This is a genomic window from Pseudomonas aestuarii (assembly GCF_027988105.1).
GTDB classification, from domain to species: domain Bacteria; phylum Pseudomonadota; class Gammaproteobacteria; order Pseudomonadales; family Pseudomonadaceae; genus Aquipseudomonas; species Aquipseudomonas aestuarii.
In genome coordinates, this window is the sequence record NZ_JAQJZJ010000005.1 from 1 (window position 1) to 23,822 (window position 23,822).

Consider the following 23,822-nt stretch of genomic DNA (forward strand, 5'->3'; position numbering starts at 1 on the left):
AGCTTGATGAGAAAACAGCTTCGGAAGAATTCATCCACAATGCCATATCTCTCTATGTAAACAATGATGTCGCATAATTACATTATTTGTGGAAAGCTAGATAATCGGTCAGATTTCGGCATCTTTTCAAAGCACGCTACTGCAAAAGTCAGGGTGCGCGGAGAGCGCCTGGGTAACGTGCGGCAGACGGCGACTCTGCCGATATCAGCCGGAGAGTCTAGTGTCTGGTTCGACGGACGGCCCTGGGATTCGAAAGCCTTCTTGGCGATGGCAGCCTCAAAAGGTATTCAACGTTTGTGCGTTCTCACAAGTAGAGAGTATCTCTATATTGTAGAGCTTGCTTCAATGTACGGCATGCGGGTTGATATATTCGAGAAAAATTTCCCGATTTTTTCGAATATCAAATTCAGTCCCTCTCTTCGCGTCAATCATGAGGTGCTCACGAAATATTTACGAAAACTGGGTCAGCTTGGGATACGCTCTGCTAGCCTCAGCAAGCACCTGTCCCAACGCCATCTGCTCGCGATCTTAAAAAAAATCCGCTTCAAAAACAGCTATGATCGCAACTTGCTATTTGCATACAAGGATGGATACCAAGAAGTTTTTAAATTTAAGGAAGAGAGGTCAGATCGAGTTATCGTCGCGCTCGATTTTAACTCGATGTACCTCGATTGCATGAAAGGTGAATTTTGCAATCCAGCCTCGATAGAGTATAAAAATTTTCAGGGGCAGTCGGCCAAACAAAGTAATTTGGCGAATGGTTTTTACCGGGTTCGTCTTCGAGGGGCTAAACAAAGCTTTCTACTCGAACACCATCCTTTTCGATATAAACGGCTTGGTCGCTCTTATCTCTTTGAGCTGAACTGTGGCGATACCATAGAAACGCTACTTCATAAAGATGAAATAGATTACTATACTGCGTTCTTCGAAAGCATTGAAATTCTCGAAGGCCTATTCAGTGAAGATACGATTGAGCATCCCCTGCTTCGCACGGGGCTCAGCTTGTACTCTCAGAGAATGTATCATCGACGGCGCGGGGATCGAGTTAAGGAGAACTTGTGCAAGGCATCCATACAGCATATGCACAGCGCCACGAATCAGAATCGCTTCTCTAAAAAAACTTTTGATAGCATGGATAAGGTTCGGCATTTTCTATCGACTGAGTTTGCAATGAATCTCGATATAATCAGCGTAGACGAAATTGTCGACTTTTTGATGCGCCATAAATATTTTGGGCTTACTCTCACCCCCCAAGGATATCAGTTATCCTATCTAAACGCCGGTGCCAGTGACACAATCTTCAGCCTTTCCGCGCAAGTGGTGGCTACTGCAAGGTTAAAAATGATCAAGACGATCGAGCAATTCATGAGATATAAGACCGTCGAGTTATGCTATGCAAATGTCGATTCGATCCACTTATCCATGAAGCGGGATGAAGTTGACGGCTTTCTCCAGCAGAACCATGATTTAATTTCAGACGAACTGGGTGCCCTGAAAGTAGAAGCAATCGCCGATCAAGGTTACTGGTTCGATGTTGGTCGATATTGGCTAAAGAAAAATGACGAGGTAGTGCTATTCAAAAACAAGGGGTTTAATCATAAGGCTGCGACTGAACCATTTGTATGTCGTCGCAAAATTAACAACTTTATCGAAGCACCTACATTTGCGCACCTTAGAACCCACATAATGAAGATAGAAAATTCATTCACCTACCGTAAGCGTCTCGAAAACCTGACAAGTAAAGAATCTCGTTTTGTCCGATTTCAGTATGAGGAAATAAAAGACCTGAACTCTGCAAACCTGGCAGAAGCTCGTGAGCAAATGCGCTCTATGAAAGATAAAGTCAAGCTCTTTCAATTTATATCGAACAAAGCACAGGCGTTGAGCGAAGAACGATAAAAATATCTCCAGAGATACCAGGTGACATGGTGGTCTGGAGATGCAACCGAAAATGTATCAGCGGAGCGCGTGCAAAGCACTTCTGGCAGCATCCATAGGGAGTCACCTGCTGCAGCATGGATCTCTGAGCCATGTGTCGGCCAATGTAGCACGTTAGTATTTATCTGGCTAAGCCATTCCAAACAATGGTGCTCGCCTTGCAAAAGCTGATCTGCTCAGCTCATCCGAAAACCGGTTGGCCCCACCCGAGTGGCCACTTCTGGCCACTTCTGGCCGGTTTTGGCCGGCTGCTGCCAGTCACTAACGGCGGAAGCCGCCCCCTATGCTGCCGTTGGCGACTGGCCGAGGCTCTGTTATCTTGATCACAGATAAGCAGAAGGACTTGATCCCACAAGGAGTTTGAAATGGAGGAAGACGCGGCAGAAGTCGAGTATTCTGTGCTCGATTTTGTACAAGTGCAAAGCTGGGCCTCAGAGGCAAACGAAGTTCTGAGACCGCGCTTTGGCTTTGAGGTCTCTATGCAATTTTTAGAGACGCGGCAGCATCACGAAACCAGACGGTACACAGCGGCAGGCCTCGACCTTCCGAAAGGAGCGCTTTTTTACCCCTGCTGTGGCTCTGATGTCGAAGTACCCATTTCTGAATTCGCTAACTGCGTCGAGTCGTTCCATTTCGCAGATCCCTTCAATCCGCCTGGATTGCCACGCTCAAGCACTAGAGTCGCCGAGTTCATCGATGTACCTTATGTCGGTACGGTAGTTGGATTACTGTCAAATCCCGTGAGATGTACGCTCAGTGGCAAGTCCGCAATTGTTCATGCTTCAGATGGCCTCTTAGCTTTGCGTCACCACATCCCTGACCTATCTATCTTTTATTACCGCGGAGACAGCACTGGCGAAGGAGGTAGTAACCAGTTGTGGCTGAAGCCTGTGCTATTCCACTATGTCCTGTCGCGTCTCTATGATGGGGGACTGATCGTTACCGATGGCTCTAACTGTGGTTATACGGATTTCGATTTAGACATTATTGCCCCTTGGAATCGGTTCATGAGACTCCCACCATTTTCGCATGCATGTATCGGAGACAGTTTCCAGTATTTGAATCGTACATTCACATATATCTGCACTTTAGACAGGTATCAAGGAAGAAAGCCGGTGGGCGTTTGGAGTGTTCGCAGGGTACATGCCATTTAATATAATTATGGAAATGTCGGCGCAGCCAGTCAAGTATTCTACTTAGGAGGAATTGCTTCTGTCATTACACGCTTTGTATATAGATACTTATGTCAGACACTTGAATATCCATTCAAACCCTCCAATAACCTTCTGCCCCGCATCCTAAGACTATCCTATTAGACGACTAACAGTCCTTCCATCCCAGTCATCTCTGACAGGCTGAGCAAGAAAATTAGCCAGTTCAAGAACTGCATTCACAAGGTCAGGTAGCGTGATCTCCGCCTTGAAGGCTGGATAATACACTCTATCTTTTCTGTATATTTCGTAGTTTCCATTTTGGCTTTTAGCAACACGAAGGATGGATTTCATTTTTTCTGGCAATTTTCCGAGCGCTTCTTTAACATCCATTTCGATCTCTGATGACACATCTCTTTTAAGCTTACCACGACGAACCCACGGCGAATCAATAAATAGAAACTTTGAAATAACTCCGGAACTGTCAGACAATGTTGTGTAGCCAGAGGATTCGTAATGCGGGGACCTGTCAGGTGATGTGGGGTGGCTCAATGCATTCCGAAGATGCGTGAGAAAATTTCTATAGGTTTTATTTTCTATGAATGTATTCTTAACTATAAAGTTACGTTTAATGCCCCACCTATTAGGGATGTCGACAATTTCTTCATCCCATATTCTTTTTTGAGCACGGCTCATCGCCATTAATAGCTCGTCGCAATTAGTTAGAATCGACTGAAATATGCAGATGGTCAAGGTGGCGTCATACTTGCATTCAAGTTTACTCCCAGAAGAAATCTCACAATATTGGACCAGCAGTTTCCCTGCATGCAATGCAAAGTCCGCCTGTATTCTGTTATCTCGCTCTCTGAAGTATTCCATTTTCTTCTACCCCCTCCTGATATCCTCGATTGTTAACCGGCCCCCTCAAATCCTCATTGAGAGGTCAAGCCCTTGACATATATAGCGGGCAGCTTTGATTTGTCCTGCAACTTCTACGACCTGCTGCTTAGGGGGGCTTCGGCCAGTCACGACCGGTAGCAGTCGACTCGAAACGACCGCCCTCTTTCTGGAAGCCCGCTGGAAGACGTCTGTTCGTTGTAAGGGTTAGGTTCGCTTCAGGCGCGCCCTCAACTCAGGTATGGAATGCGGCGGGTCGAGTCTATGAAGCATCGCATGGCAATTCGGGCAGACTGGCTTAAGATGTTCTACTGGACTAACGAGATACTCGCGTCCAATTTCATGAAGCGGAACTTCATGATGAACATGTATGAAGCCCCGTCCGACCTCACCGTATCGCTCTTCGAAGTTTAAGCCGCAAACTACGCAGTCGAATCCATAGTGGTCGATACAGGCCTGGCGGGCGCGTACACTTCTCTCATAAGCGTTGACCGTGACAGACTTGGTTGCGCCCTCTGTGTACTGGTCGCTTGGTTGAACTTCATCCGGATAGGTTGCATCGACAGGTAACGGAGAACTCTGGTCTCCCTCTAACGCTTCGCTCGTCGTTTCGCTTGAAGCAGAGGGAAGTTCGGTGGAGGCAATGGTATCAATCAGCCATTCAAAAAATTCAGTGCCCATCCTTCGGAGGTCAACGCCCGCAGTAGCCTTGTCGCTAAGAAAGGAAAGATCGGGAAGCCTGTAGCTAAGACCGCGCAAAGAGACCCCTGCGGCGCTGAGCTGCGACTCCCAGCTGGGCCTAGGCTTCTGATCAGGGTTAAGCACTGTGTGCTGCCCCAGAAGTTCGGGCGCTTTAGCGCTGCGCAGTTTGTCATACAGAGATGGGAAGTTCTGGTCGATCCAGATTTTGAGTCGAATGCTCAGGGGGGAAACATTGGGTTGCAACTCAATAGCGAGTAGATGAATGCCGGGCGATGGATGATTGATTTGTGTCCATAGGCCTCCAGTCTTCTCTCGCCTCGATGAGGCGCGGACGCACTCGGACAGGCCGACAAAGGTACTCTTTGCATCGCGAAAGGCTGCTTTCCACACAGCAAGGAACTCGGGTGTATTGAGCCATTGATTTGTTTGCATTTGAGGAACCTTTTCACGGAATGGTAAACCTAATCTGCTAGATCAGTGTAGGCGGAAAATCAAACAACGCTGCAGCCATGCCAGCGGCTTGTCCACCGACCGCTCTTGGCCGCTTCCCGCCGGTCGCAGCTAACTGGTTCAGGTCGCCTCCGGCCAATCAGGGCCGATCGGGTGGCTCCCTGGAATCAAGGGGGAAATCAGAGCTGCCCCAGTGTTTTTCACGTTACCTACCGCCTTGTCGACCTGGTACCACTCGAACGCCTCGGACGGAAGGCCAAGCTCCCGCACGATCTGCTCGGCACGCTGCGAAGTTGTATTCGGGTCTATCCACTCGCGGGCCAAGTCCGCTGGTAGCACCACTGGCCGGCGATCGTGGATATCCAGCATGCCGCCCTGGGCGTCAGCAGTGATGATCACGAAGCCGTCGTCCTCGCGAACCTCGCTGCCGGGGTTGGGGAGCTGGCCGATGGCGGCTAAGAACATCGGTCCGCCGCTACGCAAACGGATGAAGTAGGGCTGCTTGTGCTTCGGATCGCTCTCGTCCTTCACCCACTCATACCAGCCGTCAGCGGCGACCAACGCGCGGTGCGACCATATCTGCCTGAAGAACTTGCCGCTCGCCACCGTCTCGACACGGGCGTTGATCGGCGCCGGCATTTTCCCCTTCTTCGCCCAGTGCGGTGCCCACCCCCATCTCACTGCGGCGATCGTCAGGCCGCCTCCCTCCGCGTGCAGCAACTGCACGTTGGTCTGTGGTGCCACGTTGTAGCGCTCGATCGGCAGGTTGTCGTAGCCGCCGATCACCTCCTGCTCGCTGTTCAGCTCGCGCAGGTAATCCGCCATCCCCTGATACTGGGCAAATCGTCCGCACATGGTCGTCCGCTCGTCATCGCCTTGCTCATTTCGATTGTAGGCGGGCTGGCTTGTTCTGTACTGTGCTGTATATATAGCCAGTATAATTACAGGTGCACCATGTCCTGCACGATCCTCGGGCCACTGAGCAGCAGCTCCGTGAGCCTGCCTTTCTATTCCTTCCGCGTTCCGGCCGGGTTTCCCTCGCCGGCGCAAGATCACATCGAAGCCGAGATATCCCTCGACGAACTGCTCGACCTCCGCGCGCCGCATATGTACCTGGTGCGCATCAGCGGCGACAGTATGATCGACGCGGGGCTGTTCGATGGCGACCTGGCAATCGTCAATAAAGCGCTAGAGGGGCGGCCTGGACTAATCGTCATCGCCGCGCTCAACGGCGATACCTTGGTCAAGCGCTTGGCCAAGGAAGGCGAACAGATCATTCTGCGGGCCGAGAACGAGGCCTACGCGCCGCGCTATGTACTCGAAGGGGATGAGCTACTGATCTGGGGCGTGGTCACTCACAGCGTGCACTGCCATGCCCCAGGCTGAGTCGGCAATTGCCCTGATCGACTGCAACTCGTTCTACGCCAGTTGCGAGCGGGTCTTCCGCCCGGATCTGCTGCGTACACCTATCGTCGTGCTGTCGAACAATGACGGCTGCGTGATCGCCCGCTCGGCCGAGGCCAAGGCGCTGGGCATCAAGATGGGCGAGCCGTATTTTCAGATCAGGCAAAAGCTGCGGCAGTTCGGCATTTTGGCGTTCTCCAGCAACTACGCGCTTTACGGCGATATGAGTCAGCGGGTGATGACCATCCTCGAGGGGATGGTCCCGGTGCTCGAGGTGTACAGCATCGATGAGGCGTTTGCCGACCTGACCGGTATGCCCGGCAGCCTAGAGAGGCTGGGGCGAGAAATGCGTGCACGGGTGCTGCGCTGCACTGGCATCCCGGTGGGGGTGGGCATTGCCCAGACCAAGACCTTGGCCAAGCTGGCCAATCGTGCGTCGAAGTTATGGCAGCGGCAGACCGGTGGGGTCGTGGATATCCGCCAGTCCGAAAAGCGCGACAAGCTGCTGAAGGTGATGGATGTCAGCGAGGTCTGGGGCATCGGCCGGCAGATGACCGCCCACCTGGCCGACATGAACATTCGTACGGCCTGGGATCTTGCCCAGGCCGACGCCTGGACACTGCGCAGCAAGTTCTCGGTGGTGGTGGAGAAGACGGCCCGTGAGCTGCGCGGCACATCCTGCCTGGCGCTCGAGGAGCAAGCACCACCGAAGCAAGAGATCTGTTGCAGCCGGATGTTCGGCAAACGCCTGCATGAGCTGCCGCCGATCCGCGAAGCGGTGGCCACCTACGCCGCGCGGGCCTGTGAAAAGCTCCGCGCGCAGCACTCCCTGTGCAAGAAGGTGCGGATCAGCATCCGCACCGGCATGTTCAACCCGGACGAGCCGAAGTTCGTCAGGGGCATTATCTGTGAGTTGCCCTATCCGACCGACGATACCCGACTGATTACCAAGGCTGCCTCCGAGGGGCTGGAACTGATCTACCGGGCCGGCTTTGCATTCAGTAAGGCGGAGATCCTGCTGCTCGATCTGCGCCAGCGTGGTGAGTTCACCGACGACCTGTTCGTCGCGACACCGCCGGTGGCTGCCGAGCGGGTGATGGAGGTGATGGATGCGATCAATGCGCGCTGGGGACGGGGAACGATGCGGCCTGCAGGCGTGCCAGCGAAACCGGACTGGGGGATGCGGCGGGAGATGATGAGCCCGAGCTATACGACACGGATCGATCAGTTATGGCGGGTGACGTAAGGCCTTGGAGGAGACGGGTACCGGCCAAGAGCTGCTCGAGTACGAACTGACTCGCTCTATTTGATTCAGGCGTTCATTGCCCCAGAGCAATTAGCGAGACTGGACTGACTGGCGGCTGTTGCGGCTCTACGATGAAACCTGCCTGATATCCAACACGACCCATACCTCATACCCTTTCTCCCGAGCTGCTTTCTCGGCCTCGAGTTGGGCCGCGAGTGTACTAATGGAGCGGGAGCGGTGCTCGAAGCGGAATGGCGAGCCACCGTTCTTGCGCACGCTCAATTCAACGAGTGTGAAGGTGGAGTGCTGTTTGGGTATCGGTTGCTTCGATTTCGAGGGAGCGGGGTCAAGACCGAGTGCGCGCCGCATCTCGACTTCAGTGAGTGTTGTGTCAGTCAAGCGAGATCCCTAGAGCGATTGCGGGTGACGCCATTGTAGCGAGGAGTCGTGCTGTTATGCTCAACCCATCGCTGGGTATCTCCACTGTATTTTTGAGCACTTTTAAGCTGGCCAACCCAGCCTGTAGTGATCATTGCGACCCGGCCAGCCGCGACAGGCAGAAATCCGCCAGGAGCGGACATCGGCGCGCATTCAGTCTGCTCCGCCCACTTCGCCGATATGACTCCTAAAAAATTGATGGTAAGTCCCGAGCTAGCCACGAACGACTAGACCGTCACGTGCGGTCACTCAACTGATGGCACAGTGATAATTTCTGTACTAATCCCCTTTTGGGATACGGAGCATGGATATGGCCATTTACGAGGAAGTATTGGCATGGGCGGACAGGCTGCCACCGTGGCGCCACGACGCCCTGCGTCGCCTGTGTGTTCAGGGAGCCTGGAGCGAAGCGGATCTTGGAGAAATTCTTGAGCTCGCCAAGCTGCATCATGGAATCACCAGTGCACTCCAGCCTGCTCCACAACCGATCAGGTTCGCTGCGGAGCATTTTCCCGCCGAGGCGAATCAGGACCGGACTGTCGTTCTCAGGTCCCTGCATACGTTGACCAATGTGGGAAAAATCCCCAGTAACCAGGCTCTGGAGTTTCAGGCGCAGGGACTCACCATCGTATACGGCGGCAATGGCACCGGTAAGTCCGGCTATGCGCGCGTTTTGAAGCAGGCGTGCCGAGCCAGGAGCCCGGGCACCGTCTACGCCAACGCCTATGCCCCGGACTACCAGCAGCTCACACCGAGCGCCACTATCGACTTCGAGTTGGACGGTGCCCCCGAGCAGGCGATCTGGAGCGGTCAACGCGGTCATATCCCGCGGCCCGAACTCAGGGGCATCTCGGTCTTCGATGGCGATTGCGCACGCCACTACCTCCAGTCGAGAGAGTCCGCCACCTTTCAGCCGTCTGCTCTGACCTATCTCCAGCAGTTGGCCAATGGTCTCAATCAGGCTCTGCGTCCACGGCTTCAGGCAGAAATCGCGGGTCTCGCTACAGACGTTACGCCGTTCAATGTCATCCCCGCCGATACCGAGGCCGGGCAGGCCGTGCATCCGATTGGTCCGGCCACGGATCTGACACGGGCACGTGCACTAGCCACGCTCACTCCGGATGAGCAAGCAGAACTCGCGCGACTGCCGCAGGAGATCAGCGAGTCGGACCCTACCGCCAAGGCGACGAACCTCGACAACGCCGCAACGAGAGTCGATGAGTTGGCCAACAACATCGCTGCGGCCGCCAACATCGTGTCTGATGATGCGATGGATGCCATGCAATCGGCGCATCGAAACCTGGTGGAAGCCGAGGCGGCTGAGCGCGCCGCATCTGTCCTGCTGCAGGCGGAAGACGCCACGCAGCTGCTTTCCGGAACGGGGCAAGGCCCATGGGCATTGCTGTTCAACGCCGCACGCGAGTACTCGACCAGCACTGCATATCCCGGACAAGCCTTCCCGGTCACCGACGAAGGTGCAGTCTGCGTGCTTTGCCAGCAGGAGCTGACTCCGGAAGCTAAAGGTCGCCTGGGGCGGTTCGATCGCTACATCCGGGACAGGGCGGCCGAAGCCGCCCAAGTTGCGCGCAACGCTTGGCAGCAGATCGTACGCAACGTCGGCCAGGCGACCGTTACCTTTACCGTTTCCCCAATCATGTTGGAGAGCTTAGGGGCGCGCGTAGCAACGCTACCGGACGAAATCCGGATCTTCCAAGAAGACGTGGCCGTTCGAATTCAGTGGCTCAGAACTGCCGTTCCCAGTGGCGAATGGCAGGACCGTCCAGCGTATCGCGGCGCGAACCCGACTGGTTCTCTCCACCAAATCGCGGATGCCCTTCGCGTCGAGGCGGCCCGATTGCACGCGAACCTCGATGCGGCAGCCTTAGCAGCCAAAAGGTTGCGCCTGAAGGAGTTGGAAGCACGGCGGCTGCTTTCCGAGCATATCGAAGCCATCGCCCGGGTGATTGAGAGTCTCGCCCACAGGGCAAAGCTTCAGAGCTGCCATGATGACATCGGCAGTACGCGCTCGATTAGCGTGCTCGCGGGCCAGCTGGCCAGGACGTACGTCAGCGACGCGTTGGCCGGAAGGATGAACGATGAACTCAACAGGCTGGATCTTTACCACATTCGGGCCGGTGTCAGTTCAACCGGTGATGCGGGGGCAGTGCGCCTTGGAATCCAACTCCAAGAATGCCAGCTTGATCCGCATCTCGTCCTAAGCGAGGCGGAGCAACGCATATGTGCGCTCGCCTACTTCTTCGCGGAGCTGCACCAGTCGGGGTCCACCTCCGGGATCGTATTTGACGATCCGGTTTCCAGCCTTGACCACAACCATCGAACCGCCGTCGCGCGACGGATCGTTCAGGAGTCCGTCAACCGGCAAGTCATTGTGTTCACCCACGATGCGGTGTTCTTCGGAGAGTTGGTCACGCTTTGCCAAGATGCCCAACTGGTCCCTGAAGTGAGGTCGATCAACTATCGGGCAGAAGGGCCTGGCTATATCGATGCCGGGTTGCCTTATGACATGCGAAGGCTCGCCGATCGCATTGCACAACACCGCGTCGACCAGCAACAAATTGCAGCCAACTTCCACAACCCGCCCGGGGATGATGAGCGGCTTGCGGTCCGCAATGCTTACGATGACCTTCGCGTTACGATCGAAGTTGGTATCGAAGACACAATACTTAATGGAACCGTAGTGCGGTTCCGCGACGGTATCTCTGTGGGCCGGCTTGATGGTGTGATGATCGTACAGGACGCTGAATTCCGCGAAGTACAGCGCTTGCATGATAAGTGCTGTCGCAATGTGCGTGCGCATTCACATGCGGCCGGCCAGCAGCGTGCTGTTACACAACCGGACGAGCTTCTGCAGGATATCGAGGCCGTCAACACCTTGTTCCAAGTTATCCGCCGGCGCAGAGGTTGAGTTGACCCACGAGACAGAGGTAGTTGTCACTCCACTACTAGCCCTCCCCCGCAAGGATACATCCATGAGGAAGCGGATTAGGGTCAGAAGCAGCCTGACGCGAGCTGCTGTTTCTGGCCGGGTAGCGACGGTCTGGCTTCAACCGAAACGGTCATGGGGTCAACGGTCATGGGGTCACAACGGTCACAACGGTCATGGGGGCAGGTCTTGCCTTTTGCCTTCACGAGAGCAATACGCAAAAGGCAAGACCCCTTGTTCGGCACTGCGACCGGCCGGTTAGGGTCGTTTTTCCGGCCGTTCGTGGCCGGCAGCTAACGACCCCGTAGCGGCCATTGATTAGAGTAGGAATAATAAATCTGCCCCGCTTCCCCTTTTCCCTAGTTGTGACGAAAGGATTTCTATGTACCTGAAGACGTTGGCCATCGGTGGTTTCAAGTGCTTTGAACGTGATTTCTCCGTTGAGCTGCATGACGGGCTGAACGTGCTGGTAGGTGAAAACGGAGCTGGCAAAACAGGTATCGTCAGCGCCATTCGCCAGCTCTTTAACGACTCTGAGTCAGGTAAGCGATTTATCCATGAGCGTGACTTCTATCGTGGGTTTGAGCCTGGCGCGGTGCCGGCGGAGTCGATAGGGATCGAGGCCATCTTCAGTGATCTTCAAGGGGATGAGCTGACGGCGTTTACCGATTGGTGTGGTCGGGAGCCTGAGGCGAAGCTGACGTTTACTGCGAGCAATCGGGAGTCACGGGGGCGGTTTCGGCACGAGATGTGGGGAGGGCCAGAACGTACCAAGAATCTGGAAGTGGAGACCCTCGACCTTATCCACTGCGTTTATCTTCCCCCCCTGCGGGACGCCGAGGTGAAACTGCGGGATGGGAGGCAGTCGCGTCTTGCTCGTCTGCTGAAGACGCTTTGCCGCAAAGAACTTGAGCAAAGCCGAAAGGCTGGAGAGATGCATCCCCTGGAAAAACGTGTGGGCGACTTCAACAAGGAGCTGGCTGAGAGCGAAGAGTTTGCCATCAAAGCCGCCAACGAACGGATCGGGGGAAGTTTGAAGAAAGCCTTAGGACAACAGCTTTCGCAGAGCACTGTGATTCAGTTTTCGGAAGTCAATTTTTCAAAGATTGTCGAAGGTTTACGGCTGCTATTCTTCCCGGATTTGTCCCAAGCTGAAGCGACGCAGTTTCGATCTCTGGAAGAAAACAGCCTTGGCTACAACAATCTGCTCTACATAGCGTCGATCCTAGCGGAACTGATCCTGGAAACCGATGATGATCGAGGGGAGAAGACCTACCTGCGGTTGCTTTTGATCGAGGAGCCTGAGGCTCACCTACATCCCCAACTGCAAATTCGGCTGCTACGACATCTCGAAAGCGTTTCAAAGGCAAGGGGAATGCAGGTGATCGTGACTACGCACTCAACAGTCATTTCATCCGCTGTCTCAATCAACAATGTGATCCATGTGTCGCGGGTAAAAAAGCCAATAGCGGTGCCGCTTAGGCTGTGCGGCCTGTCTGAACCCTGCCGCAAATTCGTCGACCGATGGCTCGACGTGACTAAGTCGAACCTGTTGTTCGCTAAAGGTGTGGTGCTTGTAGAGGGTATCGCCGAGGCGATCGTTGTGCCCGAGCTCGCCAGGGTCGTTCTGCAGCGATTGGGGGAGGGGAAAGACTGCCTGGATGACTACGGCGTATCAGTCATCAATCTGAACGGCATCTACTTCAACTATTTCATGCAGCTGTTTTGTGATGTAGATGGGCAGGACAGAAGCCTAAACGTGCCTGTACGTTGTGCAGGTCTTACTGACAACGACCCGCCAAAGTCGATCGAGAAGGTCAATGACGAGAATGGCAAGGAAAGGGATGTTTCGTATTTGCCTCATGCTGAGTCGTGTATTCCCGGTGAGAACCACGCGCTCGCACTAATTCCTGAGATCGCAAAGTCTAGTCATGCCCGCCTCTTTGGTAGCCCCTTCAAGACGCTTGAATATGACCTTGCGCTGGAGGGTTCAAACCTAGGGCGGATGCTTTCCGTGGCGGCAACATTGTGGCCCGAGAGCGAGAGAGGGACGGTCAAACCAGCCTTGGAGAAGGCTGCAAAACTCGACTTCGCGCAGATGGGAAACGCAGATAAGGCCGCGCATGCAGGAGAATTGCTGTACCGGGTCGAATGTACGGAGATAGGCAAGGGATTGTACGCCCAGGTGTTGGCAGATGAGCTTGCTCGGGATGCGACAGGATTCAGCGTGCCTCAATACATTCAGGACGCCATCTTGTGGGCCTGTGGGCTCGACACGCAGCTGGCGGCTAGAGATGCGTCATGATCTTTCCGACCGAAGAGCAGCAAGCGTACATGAGCACCTCCCTGGAGAAGAACGTATACCTGAGGGCCTGTCCGGGCAGCGGGAAGACCGAGGTCATTGCCGCAATGGTGTCCAATGCGATCCGAGATTGGACTCGATTTCCTGCAGGGATGGCTGTTCTGACGTTTTCGAACAGTGCGACTGATGAACTAACCAAGCGTCTGTCCAGGCACCTCGGTGAGTCGGTGGCATATCCTCACTGCGTGTCTACGTTCGACAGCTTCCTGCTGTCCCAGATCGTGGCCGGCGTAGCGAGTGTGATCACCGAATTCCCAGGTCGAGAAGGCGACTTTCGGATTCGTGTAGTGGATAACACTTCGAATCTGTTCCTGACCTCAAGCAAGGTTTCAAATCAGAGAATATCGGCGTGCAGATACGATTACGATCTGACAAGCAAAAGCTTCGTGTTCCATACAGGTGAGCTAACGCTCGACAAACAGCTCAACAAAGTGGAACAGACACCGGCGCTTGTAGAAGACTTGGTCAAGACCAAAAAGCGACTGTGGAAGGCGGGATTTACCACGTATGGTGACGTGGAAATGATTGCGATCAAAGCGCTCGGGCTCAAGATACTGTCGGATTATTTCGAGCGTCTGGCACGTCGTTACCCAGTAGTCTTTGTCGATGAGTGCCAGGATTTGTCCACTGCCCAACTGAGGATCATCAAGAGCCTTCATCAGTTTGGGATGCGGTTTCACTTCGTGGGCGATCTGAACCAGTCAATCTATGGCTTTCGCCGATCGGAGCCGGCACTGGTGAAACAATTCATCGAAGAGCTCGCCTTCACATCATGCGATCTGACCGCCAATTGGCGAAGCGGGCAGGGTGTTGTGGATCTGTGCTGCAGTTTAATGAAGCTGGATCGCCTGTCAGGCAATCCAGCGATAGAGGTCATCCGGCCGAAATTGATTCAGTACGCCAAATGTCCTTCGGAGATCGTAGCGACAGTCCTAGAACTGACCAGGCCCTATCAGCACATCGTCGTCGTTGCGCGCGGGCATAGCACGCTTCAGCGATTCAGTGTGGGGAGCGCCCTGAAACCGCTGGAGGAGTTGGCCTTGGCCTGCATACAGTTTCGCAGCGACGACATGAGCGAGGTACGTCAGGCTATGGAAACGTTTGCCGCCTGGCTGGCCGCTAAGTTAGGAACGCAGGTCAGGACGTCCGCAATGAGTTGCCCCCATGATGTCGAGTCCAGCCTGACCTGGAGGTTGTTCGTGTCCAACTGCCTAATCTACCTCTCGACCTGCGGTTCGGCGAATGTAGATCTGACCTGGAAGAGCTGGGCCTTCTTGACCAAGAATACGATACGGTCGATACCCGACCAGCCCTTTGTGCCGGATGTGCTTGCAGGGAAACTGGAGGGCCTGCGAGAAGCGCATCTCTCCGCTCCCGCCGCCTTGGGAAAAACAACCTTGCAGAGCCGTCTGGTTGCTCGTCATCAGGACACTGGAACGCGCATTCGATTTGCGACCATTCACCAGGTTAAAGGGGAGACGCATGAGGCAACGGTTGTGGTCTCTTCGCTGCAGTCTGGCCCTCACCAGTCGAACTGGAAAGACTGGCTGGCAGACCCGGCTTCTGAAGCCGCACGTTTTGCATATGTAGCGAGCTCAAGGCCCAGCCACTTGCTGATCTGGGCGGTTAAGAAGCTCAAGGATGATGAATCAAAAACGTTATCGGACTTGGGGTTCGAAATTCTATAGCGTGAATCGGTGCTGGCTTCGTAGTCTCATCTGACTGACCGCTTTTGGCCGATAGCTGAAATTTATCAGCGGCAGATATGGGCCAGAAGCGAGCGGTCACCCCTGTCTGTGAAAGTGGGGGCTGTTCATGAGGCGGGTGAACCTATTGGATTTGTAGCCCCATAATTTATTCCGCTATTTTACTCGCCACTTTTTCAACCCTTTACCCATGTGTCCAGCATATCTGCCCATTGCTGCATCATTTTTGCGCGCTCGGTCATGTGCTCCGCATGGTTGTAGGTGCGGCGTACTGCATTAGGTTCGGTGTGAGCCAGTTGTCGCTCAATCCAGTCCGCGGAAAAACCCATCTCATTAAGTCGGGTGCTTCCGGTTGTCCTGGTGGCATGTGGGCTGTATTTTCCGCTCCAGCCCAGTACGTTAAGCATTTGCCGGAATGATGCCGCTACCATCGGGCGTGTTCGCTCGTCGCGATGGGGGAACAGATGTACATACCGGCCAGTAATGCCATGCAATCCCCGCAGCATTTCCAAGGCTTGGGTGGGTAGGGGGACCGTATGCTCTTTGCGTTTCTTCATTCGCTCGGCGGGAATGCGCCAGATAGCTGCGTCTAGATCGAACTCAGACCATTGCGCCTCTACCGCTTCGCTCGGACGACAGAGGGTCAGCCACATCAGTCTGAATGCGGTGGTTGTTTCATGGCGGCCGCCGTGTCCTTCCAGGTCACGCAAAAGTTGACCTATTTCCGTCGCCGTCAAAGGGCGCTTGTGCTGGGTTTTGTTGGCTGGTAATGCTTTGCGCACGGGATAAACCGGGTCTTTATCTGCGCGCAGGGTAGAGACGGCAAGTTCGAATATGCCTGACATGCTGCGCTTGGCTTCTGCTGCGACTGTCAGACCATTCTTCTTCGCTGAGGTGGTCAGGACGTCCAAGATATGCGCTGAGGTAATGCTCTTGACTGGAAGCGATCCAATCTTTGGAAACACTACGCGGGTGAGCATGTCCAACCGCCTGGTCTTGGTCACTTCCTCCCAATCCTTCAGGGCCAGCCATTCCTTTGCAATGCTTTCGAATGTGGTGGCGTTTTCCTGTCCCCGCTTGATGAGCGCTAGCTGCCGATTGTGGGCCGGGTTGATGCCTTGCATGACCAGTGCCCTGGCTTTGGTGCGCTCGTCGCGTGCTTCAGCCAGGGTAAAGCGCCGGCCATGGCGGCGGGCCTGTGCATCCTCCTGGGATTCGCCCTTGGGTGCGATAGCGTAGTCGCCAATTGCAAAAAGGCTTTCTTTCCTTGTCTCGCCTTCCCGTAGTTCGAAGCGGTAGCGCCATGCCTTCACCCCGTTGGGTTTGATTTCAAGGTACAGCCCCTTGTCGTCGGTGAGCTTGTAGGGTTTGTCCTTGGGCTTGGCGGTGCGGCATTGGGTGTCGGTCAGCATGCTCTATCTCCGGCTTCTGAGCCGTACCCGGTTTTTTGTACCCGGTTCAGGTCTCGTACCCGGTAGCGTACCCGGTTAAAATTCGGATCACAACGAATCGTCGCGGACGTTACGGGATAAGAAAACCCCCGTATCACTAGGTGAGTACGGGGGTTCGGGGTCCGTCAGCGTCCGCCGGCATCCGGCGTCCGGCTTAGACGTTGAAGCGGAAGTGCATGACATCGCCATCCTTGACGATGTATTCCTTGCCTTCCAGGCGCCATTTGCCCGCTTCCTTGGCGCCGGCCTCGCCCTTGTACTGGATGAAGTCGTTGTAGGCGATGACTTCGGCGCGGATAAAGCCTTTTTCGAAGTCGGTGTGGATCACTGCGGCGGCCTGGGGCGCGGTAGCCCCGATGCGTACGGTCCAGGCGCGGACTTCCTTGACCCCGGCGGTGAAGTAGGTCTGCAGGTTGAGCAGCTCGTAGCCTGCACGGATCACGCGGTTGAGACCCGGCTCTTCGAGGCCCAGGGCTTCGAGGAACATGTCCTTTTCTTCACCGTCGTCCAGCTCGGCGATTTCCGCTTCGATCTTGTTGCACACCGGCACCACGGGCGCGCCCTCGGCATCGGCAATGGCCTGGACCACGTCGAGCAGCGGGTTGTTCTCGAAACCGTCCTCGGCGACGTTGGCGATGTACATCACCGGCTTGCTGGTGAGCAGGTGGAAGCCGCGTACCAGTTGCTTTTCGTCATCGCCCAGGGTCTTGAGCAGGGTGCGCGCCGGTTTGCCTTCGGTGAAGTGCGGAATCAGCTTCTCCAGCAGGGCCTTCTGCGCGACTGCTTCCTTGTCGCCGCCTTTGGCGTTGCGGGTGACTTTCTGCAGCTGCTTTTCGCAGCTGTCGAGGTCGGCGAAGATCAGCTCGAGGTCGATGATCTCGATATCGCGCTTGGGGTCGACGCTGTTGGACACGTGGATCACATTGTCATCCTCGAAGCAGCGCACCACGTGGGCGATGGCGTCGGTTTCGCGGATGTTGGCCAGGAACTTGTTGCCCAGGCCTTCGCCTTTGGAGGCGCCTTCGACCAGGCCGGCGATATCGACGAACTCCATGGTGGTAGGCAGTACCCGCTCGGGGTTGACGATCTCGGCCAGCGCCTGCAGGCGCGGGTCGGGCATCGGCACTATGCCGCTGTTCGGCTCGATGGTGCAGAAGGGGAAGTTCTCCGCCGCGATACCGGATTTGGTGAGGGCGTTGAACAGGGTGGACTTGCCGACGTTGGGCAGGCCGACGATGCCGCAGTTGAATCCCATGGTGTGTCCCTCGCGCGAAATGGCGGTAAAGAGTTAAGAGGAGGCTTTCTGGCTGTGCAGCTTGAGCATGGCTTTGCTCCAATCCCCAGCGAGGATTTCCGGCAATACGCCGAGGGCGAAGTCGATGCTGGTGTCCAGCAGCTCCTGCTCGCTGCGCGGGGCGCGGCTGAGGACGAAGTTGGAGACCATGCTGCTGTGCCCGGGATGGCCGATGCCAAGCCGCAGGCGATAAAAATTATTCTGGTTGCCGAGCTGGGCGATGATGTCGCGCAGCCCGTTATGTCCACCGTGCCCGCCACCCTGTTTGAGTTTGGCGACGCCGGGGGGCATGTCGAGTTCGTCGTGGGCCACCAGAATGGCTTCCGGCGGGATGCGGAAGAAATTCGCCAAGGCCGCCACGGACTGACCGCTGCGGTTCATGAAGGTGGTGGGGATCAACAGGCGAACGTCGCGACCTTGATGGCTGAATTTACCAGTCAGGCCAAAATACTTTTTGTCGAAGCTCAGGTTTATGCGCTGGCTGTCTGCCAGGCGCGCAACGAAAAGGGCCCCTGCATTATGCCGGGTCTGGTCGTATTCGGGGCCGGGATTACCCAGGCCGACGATCAGTTGTACGGCAGTCATGTCAGGAGCCCTTTCGTGGAAATAGCCCAGGCACTGTTGCGCCTGAGCTGTTTTCCGGTGGTGCGCAGGTTACTCGGCAGCGCTTTCGCCTTCGCCTTCTACTGCATCTACTTCTTTGGCTACGCGCGAAGCGTGGATGTTGGCCACTGCCAGGTCGTTGCCATGAGCCAGTGCAATCAGTTCCACGCCTTTCGGCAGAGCCAGGTCGGACAGGTGAACGATCTGACCGATTTCAACGGCAGCCATGTCGACTTCGATGAATTCCGGCAGGTCTTTCGGCAGGCAGGAAACTTCAACTTCAGCCAGGGTGTGGGAAACTTCGCCACCTTGGGTCTTCACGCCAACCGCAGTTTCCTGGTTAAGGAAGTGCAGGGGGACGTGGGCGTGCAGTTTCTGGCCGGCGACGACGCGGATGAAGTCGGCGTGCATCACGTGGCCTTTGGCCGGGTGGCGCTGCAGGGCTTTGATCAGTACGTCTTCTTTCTTGCCGTCGACGGTCAGGTTCAGCACGTGGCTGAACGAGGCTTCGTTTTCCAGCAGCTTGGCCAGTTCTTTGGCCAGCAGGCTGATCGACTGCGGGGCGGTTTCGCCACCGTAGATTACGGCAGGCACCATGGCAACGTTACGACGTAGGCGGCGGCTCGCACCTTTCCCCAGGTCGGAACGCACTACAGCATTCAGGGCAAATTCAACGGTCATTTCACTTCTCCAAAATAACCAAACCGCCCTTCACGCTTGCGACCAGCGACCGGACGGTTAGGTAATAAGCCCTGCCAATACAGCAGGGCGTTTCGCGTTCAGGGCGACTTCCGGGTTAGCGGAACATCGCGCTGATCGATTCTTCATTGCTGATACGGCGAACCGCTTCAGCGACTACCGGGGCAATATCCAGTTGGCGAATACGCGAACAGGATTGCGCGGCAGCGGACAGCGGGATGGTGTTGGTCACCACCAGCTCGTCGAGTACGGAGTTTTCGATGTTCTCGATTGCACGACCCGAGAGTACCGGGTGGGTGCAGTAGGCGAAGACCTTGGCGGCGCCATGTTCTTTCAGCGCTTTGGCCGCGTGGCACAGGGTGCCGGCGGTATCCACCATGTCATCGACCAGGATGCAGGTACGGCCTTCCACGTCGCCGATGATGTGCATCACTTCGGACTGGTTGGCTTTCTCGCGCCGCTTGTCGATGATCGCCAGGTCAACACCCAGGGATTTGGCGACCGCACGGGCACGCACCACACCGCCGATGTCGGGGGAGACAATCATCATGTTTTCGAAGCGTTGGTCTTCGATATCGTCCACCAGTACTGGCGAACCGTAGATGTTATCTACCGGGATATCGAAGAAGCCCTGAATCTGATCCGCGTGCAGGTCGACGGTAAGAACCCGGTCGATGCCTACTACGGTGAGCATGTCGGCCACGACTTTGGCGCTGATTGCCACGCGGGCGGAGCGCGGTCGGCGATCCTGGCGGGCATAGCCGAAGTAGGGGATGACAGCAGTGATTCGGGTGGCTGAGGAGCGGCGGAAGGCATCGGCCATCACTACCAGTTCCATCAGGTTGTCGTTGGTTGGCGCGCACGTCGGCTGAATCAGGAAAACGTCTTTGCCGCGAACGTTTTCGTTGATTTCAATCATGATTTCGCCGTCGGAGAATTTTCCGACAGAGGCATCGCCGAGGGGGATGTGCAGCTGACGTACGATACGTCGCGCCAGATCGGGGTTAGCGTTCCCCGTAAAGACCATCATCTTGGACACGCGCAGTACCTGCCGGCTGAGGGTATACCTGGATGAGTATAGAAAATGGCAGGGGCGGCTGGATTCGAACCAACGCATGGCAGGATCAAAACCTGCTGCCTTACCGCTTGGCGACGCCCCTGTATCGTGTGTAACCCAATGCTGCTTGTCAGTTTATCGCTGCCCTAGGGCAGTAATGGCAGGGGCGGCTGGATTCGAACCAACGCATGGCAGGATCAAAACCTGCTGCCTTACCGCTTGGCGACGCCCCTGTAACTGATGCTACGCATTCACTTCTTCGCCAATACTTCAAGCTCGCGGTGCAACATCGAGATGTTACGACCTTGTGCCACAAAACTTGGCAGAGTGACTGGAAGTTGGCGGGCGACTTTATCAGCATCGACCCTGTTTGGGAAGCTCCCAAACACACAAGCTCCAGTGCCAGTCAATTTTGCCGATACAAATTTATTCAATAAGATCAGCGCGTTATGTACTTCTGGATAACGCTTCTCGACGACTGGCTGGCAGTCATTACGACTACCCCCCTCAAGAAGGCTGCGAACTTTAATGGGCGGCGTATCCCGTGTCAACTCAGGGTCGGAGAAAACTTCCACTGTACTGACAAGCACTTGCGGAATTGCCACGAGAAACCAGGGCTCGCTGAGGGTCACCGGGGTGAGTTTTTCGCCGATGCCTTCGGCGAAGGCGGCACGGCCTCGAACGAAAACCGGTACGTCGGCACCCAGGGTCAGGCCTAGGCCAGCCAGGCGCTCTTCGTCCCAGTGCAGGTGCCAGAGGCGGTTAAGGCCGAGCAGGGTGGTCGCCGCATCCGAGCTGCCGCCGCCGATGCCGCCGCCCATGGGCAGGCGCTTGTTCAGCCAGATGTCGGCCCCCAGCACGCAGCCCGCCTGCTGTTGCAGGGCGCGGGCGGCGCGCACTATCAGGTTGCTGTCGTGCGCCACGCCGGGGATGTCGCTGTGCAGGCGGATTGCGCCATCGGCACGCACGGCAAAACCCAGTTCGTCGCCGAAGTCGAGAAATTGGAACAGGGTCTGCAGCTCGTGATAGCCGTCGTGGCGGCGGCCGAGGATATGCAGCATCAGATTGAGTTTGGCCGGTGCCGGCAGCCTCAGTTGGGCTGCGGCGGGTATTGCCGGCGGGGTCATTGGCCGAGCTGGCGCGGTTGCCAGTCCTTGATCACCAGGGTGACTTGTAAATCGTGACCGCTCAGCTTGAGGCGCTCGGGTAGCCAGTAACCATCCTGTTCGGCGTAGCGCAGGTACTCGACCTGCCAGCCGTCCTGGCTCAGGTGTGCCAGGCGGCTGTCGCGGTCGAGGGTCAGGCGACTTTTGCTGTCGGGTGCTGGCAGGCCGCGAATCCACCACAGCAGGTGCGAGACCGGCAGATTGAGGCCCAGCTGTTGCTGCAGCAGTTGTTCGGGTGTGGCGGCCTGGTAGCGGCCCTGGTTGGCGACTTCCAGCTGGAGGTCGCCGGGGCGCCCGGTCAGTCGAGCGGCGCCGCTGCCGAGCGGGCCGGACAGGCGAATGTCGTAATAGTCCTGGCGTTGCAGCCAGAACAGGGTGCCGCTGCCGGAATCCTGTGGCGCGCGAATGCCGACCTTGCCGCTGATTTGCCAGGCGTCGAGTCTGCCAATCTGTTGTTTATGGCTTTGCCAGAGCGCCGGGCTGCCTTCTCCTTCGAGAGACTCGCGGGAGGTCAGGCCGGTACAGCCGGCGAGCAGGGCTATCAAGCTGAGCACGAGGAGCGGGCGAGCAAGCATCAAAATGTCTCTGATCCGGTCAGGCGCAGCAGGGTGCTGCGCAATAAAATGCTGTCAGGTTGTTGCTTGAGGGCGTTGGCCCAGACTTTGCGCGCCTCACGCTGCTTGCCCTGGGCCCACAGCACCTCGCCGAGGTGGGCGGCGACTTCGTGATCGGGGAAGCGCGCCAGCGCCTCGCGCAGCAGGCGTTCGGCTTCGTCGAGGTGGCCCAGGCGATAGTTGACCCAGCCGAGGCTGTCGAGAATCGCCGGGTCTTGCGGGTTGAGTCGCAGGGCTTGTTCGATCAGCGCCTTAGCTTCGTCATAGCGCGTGGTGCGATCGGCCAGGGTGTAACCCAGGGCGTTAAGCGCCATGCTGTTGTCCGGCTCACGTTCGAGAATAAAACGCAGATCCTGCTCCAGCAGTTTCAGGTCGTCGCGTTTCTCGGCGAGCATGGCACGGGTGTAGAGCAGGTTAAGGTCATCGGGGAATTGCTCCAGCGCCTGCTGCACCACTTGCCAGGCTTGATCGTCCTGGTCGCGGCTGGCCAGGGCTTCAGACTCGATCAGGTAGAGCTGAATGGCATAATCAGGCTGCGCTGTACGGGCCTGGCTCAGGAGTCTCGAGGCTTCTGTCCAGCGCTTGCTGTCGAACAGCAGTTGCGCCTGGCGCGCTTGGGCCGGGAGAAAATCATTGCCGGGGCCGACCAGCGAATATTCGATCAGGGCGCTGTCCTCTTCGCCGAGGGCTTCGTAGGCGCGGGCCAGGTTGTAGTGGGCGGCATCGACATGGCTGTCACGTTCGACCAGCTCTTCGAGGTAGACGATGGCCTCGCGCCAGGCTTCGGCTTCCAGGCAGACCAGGGCGAGCGAGAAGCGCAGGTCATCGTCCTGGGGAAACTGTTGCAGCAGCGAGGCGAACTCGCCTTTAGCGTCTTCCAGGCGGTCCTGCTCGACCAGCAGGCGGGCATAAGTCAGGCGCAGGCGTTTGTCGTCAGGGTGCAGGCGGATGCCTTTTTGCAGCAGTGGCAGGGCTTCATCGCCACGCTTGAGGCTTTGCAGTAGCCGTGCATGGAGCAGCAGCGGAGGAATGTCGTCCTGGTTGGCCGATTGTGTTTCGAGCAGCGCGAGGGCTTCCTGCGGGCGGTCGTCCTGCTGCAGGAGCAGGGCCTTGCCGAACAGCAGCTGGCCGTTGTGTGGGTACTTGCTCTGCAGGCGATCGAAGCTTTGCAGCAGCCCGGCGCGGGTATCCGGATCGGTTTCGATGGCGGACAGGGCGAGGAAGTCGAAGTGGGTACTGCCTTTGCGTTGCAGCACCTGCTCCATATAGGCCATGGATTCGTCATAACGGCCGGCGCGGGCCAGCTGAATAGCGGCGGCGCGCTGGGCTTCGAGGCTGTCGGGGGCGTTTTTCGCCCAGATCAGTGCGGTATCCAGCGCCGCCTGCTCGGCGCCGAGGTATTCGGCAATCCGGAAGCCGCGCTCGGCCACGCCGGCATCCTGGGTGATCCGGGCCTGCTCCACGTAGTTGCCGATGGCGATATCGAAGCGATTGCGCTGCCCGGCCAGTTCGGCAGTCAGCAAGGCAAACAGGGTTTCCTTGCTGAACGACCCATAGGCCTCGGGCTTCGGCGCTTCTGCTACAGGAGAGGCCTCTTCCACTGGCGGTGTGCCGTCTGGCGAGGAGGAGCTAAATGTCTGGCAGCCACCTAGCAAGGCAAGGGCGGCCAGCAGTGCGAATGATCTATTCATAGGGAGAAT

17 protein-coding genes and 2 tRNA genes are annotated in these 23,822 nt (G+C 56.5%); 6 read left to right on the forward strand and 13 right to left on the reverse strand.

The genetic code is table 11. The features are described 5' to 3' along the window. The first annotated feature begins 66 nt into the window (after positions 1-66). Positions 67-1,899: a hypothetical protein gene (locus PH586_RS11840; protein ID WP_271347969.1), complete on the forward strand. Its 1,833-nt coding sequence runs from the start codon at positions 67-69 to the stop codon at positions 1,897-1,899. 1,343 nt (positions 1,900-3,242) lie between these two features. On the opposite strand, the gene PH586_RS11845 is transcribed toward PH586_RS11840, so the two are convergent. From PH586_RS11845 to PH586_RS11855, 3 genes are all read right to left on the reverse strand, one after another. Continuing rightward, positions 3,243-3,968 carry a hypothetical protein gene (locus PH586_RS11845; protein WP_271347970.1) on the reverse strand — a complete coding sequence of 242 codons (726 nt, stop codon included), beginning with the start codon at positions 3,966-3,968 and terminating at the stop codon, positions 3,243-3,245. A gap of 225 nt (positions 3,969-4,193) precedes the next feature. Then, positions 4,194-5,120 carry an HNH endonuclease gene (locus tag PH586_RS11850; protein ID WP_271347971.1) on the reverse strand — a complete coding sequence of 309 codons (927 nt, stop codon included), beginning with the start codon at positions 5,118-5,120 and terminating at the stop codon, positions 4,194-4,196. Positions 5,121-5,258: 138 nt separating this feature from the next. Beyond that, the gene (locus PH586_RS11855; RefSeq protein WP_271347972.1) at positions 5,259-5,993 is read right to left on the reverse strand and encodes an SOS response-associated peptidase family protein; all 735 of its coding nucleotides are present in this window, start codon (positions 5,991-5,993) and stop codon (positions 5,259-5,261) included. Positions 5,994-6,092: 99 nt separating this feature from the next. Between PH586_RS11855 and PH586_RS11860 the strand changes: the two genes are divergently transcribed. The 5 genes from PH586_RS11860 to PH586_RS11880 all read left to right on the forward strand — a co-directional run bounded on the left by PH586_RS11860 (position 6,093) and on the right by PH586_RS11880 (position 15,220). Further along, complete coding sequence (locus PH586_RS11860; protein ID WP_271347973.1) at positions 6,093-6,524, forward strand: LexA family protein; 432 nt, start codon at positions 6,093-6,095, stop codon at positions 6,522-6,524. Next, positions 6,511-7,788 carry a Y-family DNA polymerase gene (locus PH586_RS11865; RefSeq protein ID WP_271347974.1) on the forward strand — a complete coding sequence of 426 codons (1,278 nt, stop codon included), beginning with the start codon at positions 6,511-6,513 and terminating at the stop codon, positions 7,786-7,788. Before PH586_RS11860 ends, PH586_RS11865 begins: the two co-directional genes overlap by 14 nt. A gap of 748 nt (positions 7,789-8,536) precedes the next feature. After that, positions 8,537-11,152 (forward strand): AAA family ATPase, encoded by a 2,616-nt coding sequence (locus PH586_RS11870; RefSeq protein ID WP_271347975.1) that lies wholly within the window; start codon positions 8,537-8,539, stop codon positions 11,150-11,152. Between the two features lie 400 nt (positions 11,153-11,552). Then, a complete protein-coding gene (locus PH586_RS11875; RefSeq protein WP_271347976.1) occupies positions 11,553-13,475 on the forward strand; it encodes an ATP-dependent nuclease in 1,923 nt (640 codons plus the stop codon). Continuing rightward, positions 13,472-15,220, forward strand: a complete 1,749-nt coding sequence (locus tag PH586_RS11880) for a UvrD-helicase domain-containing protein (RefSeq protein WP_271347977.1) — start codon at positions 13,472-13,474, stop codon at positions 15,218-15,220. Before PH586_RS11875 ends, PH586_RS11880 begins: the two co-directional genes overlap by 4 nt. Positions 15,221-15,414: 194 nt before the next feature. Here the strand turns inward: PH586_RS11880 and PH586_RS11885 are convergent, their stop codons facing one another. From PH586_RS11885 to PH586_RS11930, 10 genes are all read right to left on the reverse strand, one after another. After that, positions 15,415-16,650, reverse strand: coding sequence for a tyrosine-type recombinase/integrase (locus PH586_RS11885; RefSeq protein WP_271347978.1), 1,236 nt, complete (start codon positions 16,648-16,650; stop codon positions 15,415-15,417). A 193-nt stretch (positions 16,651-16,843) separates the two neighbouring features. Next, a complete protein-coding gene (gene ychF, locus PH586_RS11890; protein WP_271347979.1) occupies positions 16,844-17,944 on the reverse strand; it encodes a redox-regulated ATPase YchF in 1,101 nt (366 codons plus the stop codon). Positions 17,945-17,977: 33 nt separating this feature from the next. Then, entirely contained in the window at positions 17,978-18,568 is a 591-nt protein-coding gene (gene pth, locus PH586_RS11895) for an aminoacyl-tRNA hydrolase (protein ID WP_271347980.1), read from the reverse strand. A 69-nt stretch (positions 18,569-18,637) separates the two neighbouring features. Further along, on the reverse strand, positions 18,638-19,267 hold the full coding sequence (locus tag PH586_RS11900; RefSeq protein ID WP_271347981.1) for a 50S ribosomal protein L25/general stress protein Ctc: 630 nt from the start codon (positions 19,265-19,267) through the stop codon (positions 18,638-18,640). 115 nt (positions 19,268-19,382) lie between these two features. After that, entirely contained in the window at positions 19,383-20,324 is a 942-nt protein-coding gene (locus PH586_RS11905) for a ribose-phosphate pyrophosphokinase (RefSeq protein ID WP_079204847.1), read from the reverse strand. A 46-nt stretch (positions 20,325-20,370) separates the two neighbouring features. Continuing rightward, positions 20,371-20,445: transfer RNA gene (locus PH586_RS11910), tRNA-Gln, on the reverse strand. Between the two features lie 55 nt (positions 20,446-20,500). Next, positions 20,501-20,575 (reverse strand) — tRNA-Gln (locus PH586_RS11915). 18 nt (positions 20,576-20,593) lie between these two features. Then, the gene (gene ispE / locus PH586_RS11920; protein WP_271347982.1) at positions 20,594-21,469 is read right to left on the reverse strand and encodes a 4-(cytidine 5'-diphospho)-2-C-methyl-D-erythritol kinase; all 876 of its coding nucleotides are present in this window, start codon (positions 21,467-21,469) and stop codon (positions 20,594-20,596) included. Then, entirely contained in the window at positions 21,466-22,083 is a 618-nt protein-coding gene (lolB, locus tag PH586_RS11925) for a lipoprotein insertase outer membrane protein LolB (protein ID WP_271347983.1), read from the reverse strand. The genes ispE and lolB overlap by 4 nt, the downstream gene beginning before the upstream one ends. After that, on the reverse strand, positions 22,083-23,813 hold the full coding sequence (locus PH586_RS11930) for a tetratricopeptide repeat protein (protein ID WP_271347984.1): 1,731 nt from the start codon (positions 23,811-23,813) through the stop codon (positions 22,083-22,085). Before PH586_RS11930 ends, lolB begins: the two co-directional genes overlap by 1 nt. Positions 23,814-23,822: the final 9 nt, after the last annotated feature.

What these genes read in the sequence shown, in the direction of transcription:
- PH586_RS11840 (WP_271347969.1), top strand. Translation starts at nt 67, where the DNA reads ATGTCGCATAATTACATTATTTGTGGAAAGCTAGATAATCGGTCAGAT.
- PH586_RS11845 (WP_271347970.1), bottom strand. Translation starts at nt 3,968, where the DNA reads ATGGAATACTTCAGAGAGCGAGATAACAGAATACAGGCGGACTTTGCA.
- PH586_RS11850 (WP_271347971.1), bottom strand. Translation starts at nt 5,120, where the DNA reads ATGCAAACAAATCAATGGCTCAATACACCCGAGTTCCTTGCTGTGTGG.
- PH586_RS11855 (WP_271347972.1), bottom strand. Translation starts at nt 5,993, where the DNA reads ATGTGCGGACGATTTGCCCAGTATCAGGGGATGGCGGATTACCTGCGC.
- PH586_RS11860 (WP_271347973.1), top strand. Translation starts at nt 6,093, where the DNA reads ATGTCCTGCACGATCCTCGGGCCACTGAGCAGCAGCTCCGTGAGCCTG.
- PH586_RS11865 (WP_271347974.1), top strand. Translation starts at nt 6,511, where the DNA reads ATGCCCCAGGCTGAGTCGGCAATTGCCCTGATCGACTGCAACTCGTTC.
- PH586_RS11870 (WP_271347975.1), top strand. Translation starts at nt 8,537, where the DNA reads ATGGCCATTTACGAGGAAGTATTGGCATGGGCGGACAGGCTGCCACCG.
- PH586_RS11875 (WP_271347976.1), top strand. Translation starts at nt 11,553, where the DNA reads ATGTACCTGAAGACGTTGGCCATCGGTGGTTTCAAGTGCTTTGAACGT.
- PH586_RS11880 (WP_271347977.1), top strand. Translation starts at nt 13,472, where the DNA reads ATGATCTTTCCGACCGAAGAGCAGCAAGCGTACATGAGCACCTCCCTG.
- PH586_RS11885 (WP_271347978.1), bottom strand. Translation starts at nt 16,650, where the DNA reads ATGCTGACCGACACCCAATGCCGCACCGCCAAGCCCAAGGACAAACCC.
- ychF (WP_271347979.1), bottom strand. Translation starts at nt 17,944, where the DNA reads ATGGGATTCAACTGCGGCATCGTCGGCCTGCCCAACGTCGGCAAGTCC.
- pth (WP_271347980.1), bottom strand. Translation starts at nt 18,568, where the DNA reads ATGACTGCCGTACAACTGATCGTCGGCCTGGGTAATCCCGGCCCCGAA.
- PH586_RS11900 (WP_271347981.1), bottom strand. Translation starts at nt 19,267, where the DNA reads ATGACCGTTGAATTTGCCCTGAATGCTGTAGTGCGTTCCGACCTGGGG.
- ispE (WP_271347982.1), bottom strand. Translation starts at nt 21,469, where the DNA reads ATGACCCCGCCGGCAATACCCGCCGCAGCCCAACTGAGGCTGCCGGCA.
- lolB (WP_271347983.1), bottom strand. Translation starts at nt 22,083, where the DNA reads ATGCTTGCTCGCCCGCTCCTCGTGCTCAGCTTGATAGCCCTGCTCGCC.
- PH586_RS11930 (WP_271347984.1), bottom strand. Translation starts at nt 23,813, where the DNA reads ATGAATAGATCATTCGCACTGCTGGCCGCCCTTGCCTTGCTAGGTGGC.